Annotated in this window: 12 protein-coding genes and 2 tRNA genes; 5 read left to right on the forward strand and 9 right to left on the reverse strand. The window is 43.5% G+C overall.

All coding sequences use genetic code 11. From position 1 onward, the window contains the following. On the forward strand, positions 1 to 395 hold a 395-nt coding region (locus MMG82_RS17625), incomplete at its 5' end, for a transposase (protein ID WP_241407220.1). An 832-nt stretch (positions 396 to 1,227) separates the two neighbouring features. On the opposite strand, the gene MMG82_RS17630 is transcribed toward MMG82_RS17625, so the two are convergent. The 4 genes from MMG82_RS17630 to dnaQ form a co-directional block, all read right to left on the reverse strand. Beyond that, positions 1,228 to 1,304 (reverse strand) — tRNA-Asp (locus MMG82_RS17630). A 57-nt stretch (positions 1,305 to 1,361) separates the two neighbouring features. Continuing rightward, positions 1,362 to 1,438 (reverse strand) — tRNA-Asp (locus MMG82_RS17635). Positions 1,439 to 1,602: 164 nt separating this feature from the next. Beyond that, positions 1,603 to 3,069 (reverse strand): TIGR03503 family protein, encoded by a 1,467-nt coding sequence (locus MMG82_RS17640; RefSeq protein ID WP_037419131.1) that lies wholly within the window; start codon positions 3,067 to 3,069, stop codon positions 1,603 to 1,605. Between the two features lie 10 nt (positions 3,070 to 3,079). Further along, positions 3,080 to 3,808 (reverse strand): DNA polymerase III subunit epsilon, encoded by a 729-nt coding sequence (gene dnaQ / locus MMG82_RS17645; protein WP_037419134.1) that lies wholly within the window; start codon positions 3,806 to 3,808, stop codon positions 3,080 to 3,082. 70 nt (positions 3,809 to 3,878) lie between these two features. On the opposite strand from dnaQ, the gene rnhA reads away from it, so the two are divergent. Beyond that, complete coding sequence (gene rnhA / locus MMG82_RS17650) at positions 3,879 to 4,355, forward strand: ribonuclease HI (RefSeq protein ID WP_037419137.1); 477 nt, start codon at positions 3,879 to 3,881, stop codon at positions 4,353 to 4,355. Between the two features lie 23 nt (positions 4,356 to 4,378). Here rnhA and MMG82_RS17655 read toward each other — a convergent pair whose 3' ends face one another. Both MMG82_RS17655 and MMG82_RS17660 read right to left on the reverse strand, forming a co-directional pair. After that, the gene (locus MMG82_RS17655; protein ID WP_047538561.1) at positions 4,379 to 5,278 is read right to left on the reverse strand and encodes a LysR substrate-binding domain-containing protein; all 900 of its coding nucleotides are present in this window, start codon (positions 5,276 to 5,278) and stop codon (positions 4,379 to 4,381) included. 23 nt (positions 5,279 to 5,301) lie between these two features. Then, positions 5,302 to 6,036 carry a methyltransferase domain-containing protein gene (locus MMG82_RS17660; RefSeq protein WP_241407221.1) on the reverse strand — a complete coding sequence of 245 codons (735 nt, stop codon included), beginning with the start codon at positions 6,034 to 6,036 and terminating at the stop codon, positions 5,302 to 5,304. A gap of 160 nt (positions 6,037 to 6,196) precedes the next feature. Between MMG82_RS17660 and gloB the strand changes: the two genes are divergently transcribed. Both gloB and MMG82_RS17670 read left to right on the forward strand, forming a co-directional pair. Then, on the forward strand, positions 6,197 to 7,000 hold the full coding sequence (gene gloB, locus MMG82_RS17665) for a hydroxyacylglutathione hydrolase (RefSeq protein WP_037419147.1): 804 nt from the start codon (positions 6,197 to 6,199) through the stop codon (positions 6,998 to 7,000). Between the two features lie 251 nt (positions 7,001 to 7,251). Then, on the forward strand, positions 7,252 to 8,799 hold the full coding sequence (locus MMG82_RS17670) for a LysM peptidoglycan-binding domain-containing protein (RefSeq protein WP_037419149.1): 1,548 nt from the start codon (positions 7,252 to 7,254) through the stop codon (positions 8,797 to 8,799). Between the two features lie 219 nt (positions 8,800 to 9,018). Here MMG82_RS17670 and MMG82_RS17675 read toward each other — a convergent pair whose 3' ends face one another. After that, positions 9,019 to 10,842 carry an AsmA family protein gene (locus MMG82_RS17675; RefSeq protein WP_241407222.1) on the reverse strand — a complete coding sequence of 608 codons (1,824 nt, stop codon included), beginning with the start codon at positions 10,840 to 10,842 and terminating at the stop codon, positions 9,019 to 9,021. A gap of 38 nt (positions 10,843 to 10,880) precedes the next feature. Then, complete coding sequence (locus tag MMG82_RS17680) at positions 10,881 to 11,375, reverse strand: putative 4-hydroxy-4-methyl-2-oxoglutarate aldolase (protein ID WP_037419152.1); 495 nt, start codon at positions 11,373 to 11,375, stop codon at positions 10,881 to 10,883. Positions 11,376 to 11,593: 218 nt separating this feature from the next. Here MMG82_RS17680 and MMG82_RS17685 point away from each other — a divergent pair, with 218 nt between their 5' ends. Beyond that, positions 11,594 to 11,914: a hypothetical protein gene (locus tag MMG82_RS17685; RefSeq protein WP_241407223.1), complete on the forward strand. Its 321-nt coding sequence runs from the start codon at positions 11,594 to 11,596 to the stop codon at positions 11,912 to 11,914. A gap of 166 nt (positions 11,915 to 12,080) precedes the next feature. On the opposite strand, the gene MMG82_RS17690 is transcribed toward MMG82_RS17685, so the two are convergent. Next, positions 12,081 to 13,859, reverse strand: coding sequence for a DUF885 domain-containing protein (locus MMG82_RS17690; RefSeq protein ID WP_047538568.1), 1,779 nt, complete (start codon positions 13,857 to 13,859; stop codon positions 12,081 to 12,083). Positions 13,860 to 14,205: the final 346 nt, after the last annotated feature.

Here is a 14,205-nt window from a genome sequence, read left to right on the forward strand (position 1 = left end):
TGCCGAATTTGCTCAAGCAAACCCATCGAAAAATCCGAAATATTTCAGGTGATGGTGCTTACGACACAAGAGCCTGTCACGATGCGGTTCGTAGAAAACGCGCTTTAGTACTCATTCCACCGAGGGACGGTGCTGCACTCTGGGAACACGGACATCCGCGTAACTTAGCGGTCAGTTGGCAACAGCTTTATGGTTCAAATAAGCAGTGGAAAAAACGGTATGGTTATCATCGGCGGTCAATCTCAGAAACTGCCATGTACAGGGTAAAGCAATTACTTGGTGGTAGATTGAGCCTGCGAAATTATAACGGTCAGGTGGGAGAAACTTACGCGATGATAAAGGCTTTGAACAAGCTTACAGGGCTAGGCATGCCTGTAACTTACCGTGTAGTTTGATATTTAGACGATTATGAGGGGCTTTGTTCGCTGAATCGATTTAGGAAACAAAGCCGAAAATAAACGTAATGCTCATTTTCAAACTTCAGCGGTTACAATCGCTAATAGTCGAATTCTCCGATACCCACTTGAATAAGTTATCCACTTATCATTAAATTCTAACCATCCAACAGTGGAATGGAATCACAAAAAATAGACAGGTAACTCTCAATAATGGAAAGTATGGTAAATTTCAAAACAAAAATGTCGCCTATCGCGGTAGATGACGCTGGGAATATAGACTTAGGCCAGCCTAATAACAGGATTCGCGAAGGATATTTTCCAAGCGAGTTCCTTGTGAGCCACTATTCGATGAATGTAATAGATATGGTCATCTTTCCTCATTTCAACTCTGATAGAGCCTAGATGTTGTTGAGAAAAAATATGGGTGCAGAAGACATGGACATTGAATATCCACCATTACACTAGTCACTCTGCCGCATTACAAAAATTTGGTCAATCTTTCGACGCTGAAGTTACTTGTGAATCACATTGCTAGATTGAAATGGGGCAAAATTGAGCTAGCCAAGCTAGCTATAATAGACAAGTTGATGAAGTGATCTGTCAATACACGCCAACTATCATTAGAAACTCCCAACTCTAAAATAGTGAAAAGCGAAAAGACTGATACTACAGTTGACCAACAAAATTTTAAAAATGACCTTCGGTCTAAAGTGGGTTGTGGTCACCAAATGGTCACATTTTGGTCACGGTCACGAAGAAAGAAATGAGATAGGAACTGATGAAAAAACAAAAAGCCCATGCTTTTCAGTAGCATGGGCTTCATGAATGTTGGCGGAGCGGACGGGACTCGAACCCGCGACCCCCGGCGTGACAGGCCGGTATTCTAACCAACTGAACTACCGCTCCAAACTTTTTATTATACCGCTATAACAGCACTATAATTTTAACTTTCAATAACTTGACTGGCGGAGCGGACGGGACTCGAACCCGCGACCCCCGGCGTGACAGGCCGGTATTCTAACCAACTGAACTACCGCTCCACTCAAGTTGCGGTGAATAATACGGTTGAGCGTTCGAAGCGTCAACCGTTTTTTTCACTCAATTGCATCGATTAGTTAAAATTTCGCCAAACTTAACAAAACCCCATGATAAGTGAACAAAATATCTGCAAATCCCGATGTAAATCTCACCCTTTCCTTCACTTTTATCTACGATTATCAGGTTCATCTGGCATAGTTAAATCTATTTCATCAAGAGATGGGACATCAGCTTTATTTTGTTCCGCTTCATCTAAAATCCGCTGTTCGGCCGCTGCTAATGCTTGTGCCAAACTTTGACGCTTACGCCAAATAATCAACCCAACCACACCCAGTAGCACTAATACCACATTGACGGTGATAATCCAGAAGATCGCTTCCTGCTTAGCGAGAGCCTCTTCCTCTGCAGCCTTTTGCGCGGCCACAGCTGCGAGCTCTTCTTCGCTAGGTGGTGGCTCGGGCGGTTGCACTAGGTTGAAGAACAGTTCAGGTAAATCGAGTACTATTTCACGGCCAGTGACTGTCGTTGTCGCAGCAGAGCCTTTTATTCGGTAACTGCCAAACTCGGTCACAGGCGGTATCGGCAATTCAGTGTCGCTCTCCTTAAGCCCATGAACTACGAGGGGAAGTTGCAAACCAGCAGGTCCAACAAGCTCAAATGAAAAATGGGTCTCAGCTAGCTGTAATACGCTACTATCGGCATGTAGCATGATTTTCCATTGACCCGTTAAAGGATCTTCAGGAGTTATCACCTCTGCATTTACGGGTCGTGGAGATAAGCTAAAAGGAAATGAGACTTGCCTTTCAAATACGTTGTTACGCGCTTGAACGACAAAGTCGTACTCACCCCATGGCTGCTTAAGATTGATATCGCCTGTAAATATGCCGTCATCAGGTCTTTCATCGAACTTTTCACCATTATCTTTGTAGGAACCAACGATAATGTCACCTGCGGCAAAGTTTTCATCGCCCGTACGATGCTTACTGACAAAGTGCGCGGTCCACTCGACTAAATAGTCCATCCCAGGCATGCGAACGCGCTCTGCATCTCCCATTAATTGGGCAATCACTTTGGTTTGTTCACCTTGAAATAATGGCTGAGGTAATCGTTGAACTTCAATCTCAAGCTTTGAAACCCGTTTAATTTTCGAGCCCGGCACCACCTTACCCACTAATTGCCAAGGACCAGGCTGGGGTGATTCGATATAAATAATATCTCCGGTTATACCATCAACCCATTTAACGGTTTCTGGATGACGATTGGCGTACCACTTACTGCCATCGGGCAAGACAATCACCACGGGGGCCGAACCATATTCTCGCTGGATCATGAGTGTCATACTGCTGACCATATGATCCACCCGAAAACGATTTTTAAGTTCAGATGCCGTTTCAACGGGCACGACTTTCATATTCGAGGGCTTGGACGTGTTTACCTTAATCTCAGCACTGTTTACCTTAACCTCAGCACTTGGTTCAGCAGTATTTTGAACCTTAACTGCCATATCGGTAGTCGGCTTTGTTGGCTTAGCAGTCACTGGTTCCGTATCAGCCGCAAGCAATGACGTGCTCAAGCTAAGGTAGCCGAGTATTAACGTGGTATTGACTAGAGATTTTCGCAGCAACATCGTCATAGGCTAAAAATTATCCTCTCCAGAGGCACTTTCCTGATTTTGCGACTAAATCAAGGCGTTGTTCATGTATAACGAGTTCATCGGCCGATGCGCTGATCACTTTAAGATTAAGTGATGCGGGATCAAAGCGTTGAATGCCTCCCGCCTCTTGACCAACTTCTTCGTTAGAGAGATTGAACTTAGTCTGACCTCCCGTCATCGACAAATACACATCGGCAAGAATTTCGGCGTCGAGTAATGCGCCGTGGTAATGACGGCGGGAATTGTCGATGCCATAACGTTTGCAGAGAGCGTCTAAGTTGTTTTTTTGCCCAGGATGCAAAAACTTAGCGATATCGAGGGAGTCTAAAATATCACAAATGTCGCGAGTCTTTGGTCCTAACGGTTGTAGTAAGGAAAACTCATGGTCCATAAAGCTCACGTCGAAGTTTGCGTTATGGGCTACAATTTCTGCGCCACTGATAAAATCGATAAACTCTTGCGCTATTTGATGAAATCTTGGCTCATTTGCAACACGCTCATCGGTGATCCCGTGAACAGCAATCGCTTCTGGATCAATCGCTTGGCCAGGATTGATATATTGATGGTAATAACGCCCCGTTAAACGGCGGTTGATGACCTCAACACAGCCTATCTCAATAATTCGGTGTCCTAAATACACCGCACCACTCCCCTGGTTCATACCAGTGGTTTCAGTATCCAAAATAACCTGACGGCTTGCGTTTGAGATAATATTCATACTTTTATGCGCTTCTTATGACTTTTTTTGGTTATACTCGGCCGATATTTACACCGCTGGTAACCACTTGATGACTGAACTAAAACTAATCCACATCTTCACCGATGGTTCTTGCTTAGGCAATCCGGGCCCCGGTGGCTATGGCATTGTAATGAATTATAAGGGCCATACAAAGGAGATATCCGATGGTTTTGCCCTGACAACCAATAATCGCATGGAATTATTAGCCCCAATCGTTGCGCTTGAGGCCCTAAAAGAACCCTGTAAAATCATTCTCACCAGCGATAGCCAATATATGCGCCAAGGGATCACCACTTGGATCCACGGCTGGAAGAAAAAAGGCTGGATGACTTCTAATCGAACGCCGGTGAAAAATGTCGATCTTTGGAAACGTTTAGATAACGCCGCTCAACTCCACCAAATTGATTGGCGCTGGGTAAAAGGCCATGCAGGACACGCGGAAAATGAACGCTGTGATCAACTCGCTCGCGCCGCCGCAGAGGCAAATCCTACGCAAATTGATGCTGGTTATCAGGCGGAGTCCTAACACTTATCGCTGCTAGAACACCATTATTCTCGTGATAAATAGAAAAAATTACTGCAAAACTGCACAAAGGCCAGCCCTAACGACGTTGCTTGGCGACTCTTATGAGTGATGCGGTAAAACTGCCGCTCTAGCACTAATCCTTCAATGGTGACTAGAGCCAATTCTTTTCGACTAATGTCTTTATCCAACGCAAGTTCTGACAAAACCCCCAAACCAGCACCTTGTTTTACCGCCAACTTGATGGCATCTGGCGTGGTAAAGCAGAACTTAGCCTCTGGTTGCATACCCAGTTCATTGGCCGCATTAACAAAATATTCCCGAGTTCCCGATCCTTCTTCACGCAGCACCCAAGATTGGCCTTTTACGGCCAAAGGCTTAACCGTTTGCCCTGCCAATGGATGAGCGGGATGGCAAAACACCAATAATCGATCCTTGTGCCACGGCTCGATATGAAGACGGTTATCAGTACAATGCCCTTCAATAAACCCCATTTCGGCACGAAATTGTGCAACGGATTGAATCACTTCTTGGGTATTGGTGATCGCCACGTCTACATGGGTTTGGATATGTTGCTGGCAAAATGCGACTGCCGCTTTCGCCAGTAAATAATTACCAATCGTTGAGCTTGCACTCACACTTAAGTGTCCAACCAAATCACCATCTTGACGAGTAAATGCCTGCTCAATTTGTTCAACACGATGTAAAAGATCGGTGGCCAACGGCAACAAGAGGTTACCCTGCGAATTCAGTTGCAGACGATTGCCAATTCTTTCAAATAAGCGGGCATTGAGCTGTTTTTCCAATTCGGCTAAGGCCATAGAGGTCGCAGGCGGCGATAGATTAACTTGTTCAGCCGCTTTTGCCACCTGACCACTGCGTGCGACGGCTTCAAAAACTGCAAGTTGCCTTAGGGTAATTCGCATATCGGACTCATTAATCGATGATGTTATTTTATATGTTCGGATAAATGCCCAGTGCGTCCGGCACTTGGCGCAGTGGCCCAATTGGGTTGTCGAACTTTACGTTTGTCACGGATTGGGGTTAATGGTGATTCTAATTTTCGAGCCACAATCAAATACAAACTCCCCGCACTGGGAAGCCATGAAGCTAAGGTTTGCTGTAAAAAACGACCACGATTCAATTCGCCGATCAGGGGATGGTAAACCAAACGCTCATCACTCACCACTTGATAACCAAGTAGCCCTAACCAATCTCGCACCCTAGATGGCATAAAAAAGCGTCCGCTCCAAGGTAGATCATCTTGATATTTCGGCCACAGCTTGCCAAGAAACACTGAGCTTAAGGGGTTAAAGCCCACAATAAATAAATAACCACCGGCGATCAGCACTCTATCGGTTTCCCGTAAAATACGGTAAGGATCAGCCTCAAACTCTAGTAGCAGGCTCATCACCACAGCATCAATCACCCCATTTTGTATCGGCAAATGACAAAAATCCCCCATTAACGAGGCTGTTGGTACTGAGCATAGTGAAAAATGATGAGCAACAGGGGATGCAATACTGGAGATCTGTGCACTTAAGGGGCCCAACTTCAACAAATGATAACCAAACACCCTTGGCCACCAATCAGTGAGCTTATCGGTAACAGCTTGCTGGAGTGCGTCGCCATTGGGTAAATCTTCCCATTGCTCAGGTTTACGCACAGAACTGTTATACGACACAACTCACCTCCCTTTCCGTTATCTTATTACTTTTACCGAGTTAAGACCTTCATTGAACATCCATCATTAGGTGATTTAAAAATCACAATAGTCGCCAACTGATATCCACCTGTGGATAATAACCTCATCTTGAAATCAAAATACAGCTATCGGCGGTGCTATGCTCACTATAACAGCGATTAATGCCTTTAATGACAATTATATCTGGGTGTTGCGACAAGACTCCCTGCAAACGGTGTATGTGGTTGATCCTGGCGATCCACATGTTGTGCTCGACTACTTACGTAAACATCAACTTACGTTAGCGGGTATTTTGATCACTCATCATCATCATGATCATACAGGTGGAATAACCGCCCTCGCCGCCCATGTTAAGCAGACAACAGACCAGATCCTGGCTGTCTACGGTCCGGAACGTGAAGCTATTCAAGGCATCAATCAGCCAATCGACCCTACACAGATCAATACACTTACTTTGCCCTTTATCGATGCGCCCATACACATCTTGTCTGTACCTGGGCATACTGCTGGTCATATAGCGTATCTACTTGATGGTGCACTATTTTGTGGTGATACACTCTTTAGTGCAGGCTGCGGTCGTTTATTTGAGGGCACCCCTGCACAAATGTGGCAATCCTTAAGTTTGCTCGCGGCGTTACCCGATGAGACTCGAGTGTACTGCGCCCATGAATATACTCTTGCGAATCTTAAATTCGCCCAAGAGGTAGATGCAGATAACGCTGCACTCAACAAGTATGTAGAGCAAGCCACCACAATGCGTGCCCAAAACAAAGCCACCATCCCCTCCACCATAGGGTTAGAGCGGGCAATCAATCCCTTCCTTCGTCCGTTAGCGCCTACCATAGTCAACAGCATAAAAAGTAAGTTTTGTGACCAAGATCTGACTAAAGCTGATGAACTAAGCTGTTTTGCCCTACTTCGGCAGTGGAAAGATATTTTTTAGTAAAAAACGATCCATTTATGGCTGAAATTTATACAGATTTTTCCACTTTTGATGACGTAAATCAAAAGTGACCCTACAAGATGTACGATAATTTAGGGACAAGCTCGAAAAGATCCCATAGAATGGCTCGTTTTTGCGTGAATACTTTGCGCTCTGTGTTGCCACTTTTTTTCACATAATCAATTCGTTAGATAATTTACGTTGTACGAAAAGTGCAGTGGCAATGCACTAACAGAGGACTATCGTTTTCCATGAGAGTATCACTTTATGTTGTAGTAGGGGGATTTGCCCTACTCACAGGTTGTCAGACGTTAGACAACCCTCAGGTGCCCAAACCTGAAGCTGAAACCGTCACGACCGAAAATACCGTCCCACAGTATTATCTCGCAACCGAACCTGAATCGGCGCAAATTACTGATGTATGGGAACGAATTCGTCAAGGAATGCAGTTACCCATTCCAGACAAGAAACTCGTTAACTATTATCGCGATTGGTACATTAACAACCCTAAACACCTTGAATTGATTTCTGAGCGTGCAGCGCCTTACATGTATTTGATCGTCGAAGAGCTTGAAAAACGCCATCTACCAATCGAGATAGCCCTGCTTCCGATTATTGAAAGCGCTTTCGATCCCAGTGCTTCTTCGGCCAGTGCTGCCTCAGGGCTTTGGCAATTTACCACCCCGATGGCGAGCCACTTTGGGTTAGAAATGAACTGGTGGTATGACGGCCGTCGCGATGTGCCTGCATCCACGACAGCAGCCCTAGATATGCTCGAATATTTGTACGATAAAACCAATAATAATTGGCTTTATGCAATTGCGGCCTACAACTCAGGAGAGTCACGCGTACTCAATGCGATTAAACGCAACGAAGATAAAGGTCTTAAAACCGATTTTTGGTCGCTCGATCTCCCTAAAGAAACCAAACGTTATGTGCCACAGTTATTGGCGCTCGCCGAAGTGATTAAACATGCCGATGAATATGGCATTACTCTGGCACCCATTGATAACAGCCCCTCAATCGAAGTGGTTGATATAGACAGTCAAATTGACTTAGCCATGGCAGCAGGTCTCGCCAATATGACCACCAATGAGCTGTTAAAGCTCAATCCAGGTTACAATCGCTGGGCAACCTCACCAATGGGCCCACACACTTTAGTATTACCCATTGATAAATCTGAAGAGTTCAAAAAAGCACTTGCAGAAACAGAAAGTGAGGCCCGTGTAAGCTGGCTTAGATATACGATTAAGCCTGGAGATAGTTTAGGGTCTATTGCAGAAAAACATCATACAAGCATCAATGCGATCCGTGCTGCTAATGGTATGAAAAACAACAATATCATTGCTGGAAGACCGCTAATTATCCCAGTCTCTGCTGATGATAAACAACTGTATGCCCTATCAACCAGTCAGAAATTACCTAAAAAAGCCGCTGTTGCCGCCTCGGGTAACAAGTTGACCTATAAAGTAAAATCCGGTGATAGTTTGTGGCAAATTGCCCAAGCACATAATGTTAGCGTCAAACAGTTAATGACTTGGAACCATTTAAGCAAAGACAGCAAATTACAAAGTGGTCAGCAATTGACGATTGTTGCACCACAAGAAAAACACGATAACGAGCAGATCCGAACCGTCAGCTACAAAGTTAAGGCTGGTGATTCACTCGCCCGAATTGCAAACAAGTTTAAAGTGACTGTTCCTGAACTTCGCGAATGGAACGGCTTAACCGCATCACAATATATTCAACCCGGTCAAGTGTTGAAACTGGTTGTAGATGAAAGCAATTTAAATACATAAAGCATTTAAGTGTGAATCACTCTAAATACCTTATGTTTAATTTGTTAATAAAATCGTCTTGCATCTAAAATAAAGATCAACATAAAAAAGCAGTAACCTCTGGCTTACTGCTTTTTTATTGGCTCAATACGCCGTTATCTTTCGAGCAGAACGTTGCCGGTTACGCTCACACATCGACTGTTGACGTAGGAGATGACAGAGCACGCAAATCTTGCATACCTACAAGCCGCCCAACTTTTTAAGTAGCGAATCCTTTAATTTTTCTTTCGCTTTATCAGTCTCTTCCTTCAACTGATTATTTAATAACGCTTGAGTATCTAAGGCATATTCCGGCTTTTGGAAAGTACCGGTAATCGCGAGAGGGATATCAATTCCTGCTAGCGCATCTTTCTCACTGCCACCTTGACCTTTAAGGGAATTGACTAAACTGGTCGTTAACCGATAATCCAGAGTTTGCGTCAAGAGATCCGCGCTGCCCTTACCCGCAAGCCTAAGCAAAGGTGAAGACATAGCGAGATCAGGGTTTGTCGCTACACCATGTTCAAGGGAGAAGTTACCGGTTAGGCTCGAGAAGTCGGTTTTACGCTCCTCTTTCGTGTCCGCAGACAAATCCCCCTTTAATTTAGCCTGAGCACTACGGATCATCTGCGGGATATTGACACCGTAAAGGGCACCATCGGTGATATCAAAACGACCATTTGCGAGGAGGTTTTTCTTTAATTGTTCAGGAATCAAACTCTTACCTTTGCCTTTTACATTAAAATTTGCCGTTCCCGCCAGAATATCTAGCTTGGCCACATCCTTAAGTAATGGTTGAATTTGAACACCTGATATTTGCTTATCAAATTGGTAACTTGCCACTTTTGATCGCGCATCAACCTGAGCATTCAGCATTAACTTACCTTGGTAGAGATCTGCACTTAGCTGCTTAAGATCAACCTCACCATTTTTAATGCCTAAATCCATTAACCAATTTTGCGTAGACAAATTCGCGACTTTGATCGATTTAACCGCCAATATTAGCTTCGCATCCAAACCATTAAGCGCCGTTAAATCGGGTTCAACAGCCTGAGTCTGTGAAGACGCAGCTGCGGTTTGTTCTTCTGAAGTGTCAGATTTTGGTAGCAAAGCATCGAGGTCAATATCCCCAAATTGGAAATCCGCGCTAATTTTCGGCACTTTGCTCGCGTAATTGACGGTCAACTTACCCGCTGCATTGATATCCATTGCCGTTAATTTACTGATGTCCAACGATAACTGCTTTTTATCTAATGCGATTTGGCTGTTTAGACTAACCTCAGCGGTCAATTTTTTATTAGGGATCCCCTCGCCTTCAACTTGAGTCTCAATATCCAGTTTCTCAATCACCAGCTGATTAAAGTCATGACTTAACTTGATTTGCCCTTCACCCTGACTGTTAATCGTCATATCCGGCAAGATCGCGGCAAATTCGTAAGCAATTGGTGCAAATTTGTCGAGGGAAAATGCCCCCAGTGTAAATTGCTTTAAGGTTAAGGTTTGAGTTTGTCCCTTAGCTTCATCAATCAAGTTGATTTCGGTATTAGTGATAGAAACGCCACCGACATCAATGCTCGTTAATTGTGCTTTGGCGCTGGATTCGGCTGGTGGGGTAACAGGCTTTTCTGTGCTCTTGCCCGTTAAGCCATCTAGGCTTGAGCTACCATTTTTACGGGTGACCAAATTGATTTTTGCGCCATCAAGAGTGAGCTGAGCGATTTCAATTTGCTTGCTAAACAGTGGTATAAGCTCAACCTCAGCTACGGCTTTATTAACTTCAAGCATCGATTTTGGGGTAAATCCCTCAGGGTTAGATAGGGAAACACCGCCTAAATTAATCCCTATGGTCGGAAAAAACGTCCATGACAAGTCATCGGTTATTACTAACTCGCGCCCAGTTTGTTTTTTAACAGCGTTGACAATTTCAGGTTTAAAATCATTAGGGTCAAAGAAAACAGTAAGATATAAGGCGACAGCGACAATTAAGGTCGCCAGAATGGCTAAAAACCACTTAATGAATTTCATGAAAACATCCTTATCAATAACATCTTGAATTTAAAAACTTAACTTAAAAATGCGAAATTTAAACACTCCTCACTGATGGCAATGCCATTCTCATCAACATAAACCATCATACCGGGTTTGACTGTAACACTGCCAAACTCGATAGGCACATTGACTTGCCCTTGATCTTTCTTATCAGTCTTGATGGGCATCGCGCCTAAGGCATAAACCCCTAAATTAAAAGTATTCAGTCTAGCAACATCCCGAACATAACCATTGATAATCACGCCTTGCCAACCATTATCCATGGCGCTTTGGGCGATTAAATCCCCCAGCAGTGCACGACGGGATGAGCCTCCACCATCAACAACAAGCACTTTCCCTTGACCTGGCTGTGCTAAAACTTCTTTCACTTTGGAGTTATCTTCAAAACATTTGACCGTCACAACTTCACCCCAAAACAACTTCTTACCACCATAAGCACGAAACGCTAGCGGCAACAAAGTGAGTTTGGATGGATAGTGATCAAACAAATCGGGTAATAGATCAAGCATTTCAATCTCCACTTGGCGAAAAGTTTAGACTACTCATTATTGTAGACGCCGACAAGTACTATGAGAAAACCAGCTTTTTATTGGTTTTAGCACTTTAATACTTGGTCAGCATTGGCATAAACATTATAATCTGCGATAGTAAAACGCTTGTGATACCCTCTTGGGTTAAGGCATTCATTCTTTCGCTTCTCAACGTCTCGTAATAAAGTGAACACCAAATGACAACTGATCTAGATTTGCAAAGCGCTATCGCTGCACTCGATGAATATGGATATGAGAAAAAAGTCTCAACGGATCTTGAGCAAACCCGTAATAAACAACAAATGGGGAAATACATCAAATCCCTTGATTACAGTTTGCGTCGCTTATTAATATTGCAAGAAACTGTTAACGAACTAGTTGAAGAAAAGAAACACCAACTTGCACAGCAAGAAAATATTCAAACCTATAAGACTAAAATTATTAACCTTTCTCGAGAGTTTAACATTTCATACGAAGATGTATTAGCTATTATGGCTGAGTTACCCAACAAAAAATAATACCGAAAACAGCCTTCCAGAAAGAAACAATTATAACAAGGCCATACAGAATCTGCTGTATGGCCTAAATTAATCGTTGTATCAATTCAGACGTATTCATCCACGCAATTTATATCAAAACAGCCAGTGAAAAGGCGCCATTGATGGCACCCTTTCAATTATTGGCTTATTTTTCTAGCATTAACTGACGAATATATTTCACTGGCGCACTGCCATAGCTTAAAAACTTCTCATGGAATGCTTTGAGATCAAAATCCTTACCTTTGAGCTGCTTATATTCTTCGCGGAAATCGTAAATTTCACGGTAACCCGAGTAGTAACTGGTCAGCTGTACTTGGCTTAGGGTAGCACGGCGCCACTTACCTTCCGCCTCAGCTCGCTGCTGGAAGGCTTCATCCATCATCAGGCTGATGGCTTGATCTTCAGTCATGCCTTTAACATGAATGCTGTAATCCAAGATAGTGTTACAGATAACACGTAGATTCCACTTGTAATACATCAACCACATTTCAGGCTCGAAATTGCCATAACCTTCTTCAAGCATCATGCGTTCGGTATAAACGGCCCAACCTTCGACCATTGCGCCATTACCAAATAAGCTTTTCACTAAGCTTGGTGACTCATTGGAATACACTAATTGAGTGTAATGCCCTGGAATCGCCTCATGGATATTTAAAATCTGTAATATCCAATGGTTATATTCGCGTAAATAGCTTTCAGCGGATTCATCATTCATACCATCGAGTGGCGTGACGTTATAATAGGTATTACCTAATTTATCATAGGGGCCAGGGGCACTAATCGACGCTCCAGCATAACCACGCATATACTCCGGAGTTTCACGAACCACTAATGGTTTTTTAGGGTCTAAAGTCACTAATTTTTTTTGATTTACAAACTCAATCAACTCAGGAATTTGTTTACGGACTTCGCTAACAAAGTCGTCACGTTTGACGTGCTCAGTCGACAATTTATCAATTAATTGGCGGATGGCTATTTTATTATCACTTGGTTTTGGCGTTGTAAAATATTTAGGCCAAAGTTTATCGGTGATCTTGGCCATTTCACCTTGGACCCTATCTTTATCTGCCATGGCTTTTTGATAGAGCTGTTTAGCCGTCATGCCCGCTTGGATATCAAAGGCAAATTTTTGCTCGTATAATTCTTCACCGATCCTAAAGCTACGGGCGCCTTCTTTTTTCAGTTGGTCAACCTGTGCATTTAACCAACGAATATGTTCATTAATTGCTTTCGTTGCCGTATCGAAGCGGGATTTAAACAGCGATTTTTCCGCATCCGACAGACCGGAATCCGCCACTTGTTTTAATAAATCATCGGAGAATACCGAAAACGCACCTTGGTTTTGCATTACAGCAAGTTCCGTATGCTCTAGGGTTGGTTTCGATATATTACTTCTTGCTGCGGCGTAATAAGCTGGGATATTTTCCATCCTGGCCAATACCGAGCGTAATCTGTCATCCAGCGGCGCAAAGTTTTCATTGATGATTTGCGCAAAACCGCCCGCCACGTTATAGCTAGAGGGATCCCATTGCCAAGATTTAAAGTCAGTGATATCCCACGCCATGCTATTTAACAGGTTATCAATCAAATGATAATCGATGGTTTCGTTAGAGCTCAGAGACTTAAGTTCAAACTGTTTCAGCTTTGCCTGCTGGTTTTTTACAAAGGCAAGTGTCTTAACACGGCTAGCTTCATTGGGGATTTCTAAATAGCCATCATTAACATGCTTGCCGCTATATAGCGCCCATGTTGGTGATAATTGCCACAAATCATCGATAAAAGCATTACTAAACTGCGCAAAAGAAACCGTGCTAACTTCACCACTAACCACTTTACTTGGCGAGGTTTGGTCTAATTGGGATTGGCAGCCTACAAGGCCGGTGAACGATAACAATATCGCAAGGGATAGGGTGGTTTTTCTCATTCTTTTTTGTCCTTTTTATATTTATACCAACGCGTTGTTGTAATGCTTACCCTAAGCAAGCTGGTAAAACGAATGCTAGGCGTATTTAATTTGGCGATAAACGCCTGAAAGCGCGCTCGTCAGGCGTATTTAACATTACTTTAGTTAATCATATCAGCCGCCTAATTGCAGCAATGTTAATATCTAATACATGCCCAGTTACAAATTTGTAAGCCCATTTATTAACCCCTCGAACTAACCGCAAAGTTGAGATAATCCCCTATTTCAATAATGCTACTGCTATAATAGCGACCTGCTTCGCTGTTTGCGCCACGCTAACAGTTTGCCAATAAATCATTTAGTTGAG

This window comes from Shewanella sp. MM_2022_3 (genome assembly GCF_022557375.1).
GTDB classification, from domain to species: Bacteria; Pseudomonadota; Gammaproteobacteria; order Enterobacterales; family Shewanellaceae; genus Shewanella; species Shewanella xiamenensis.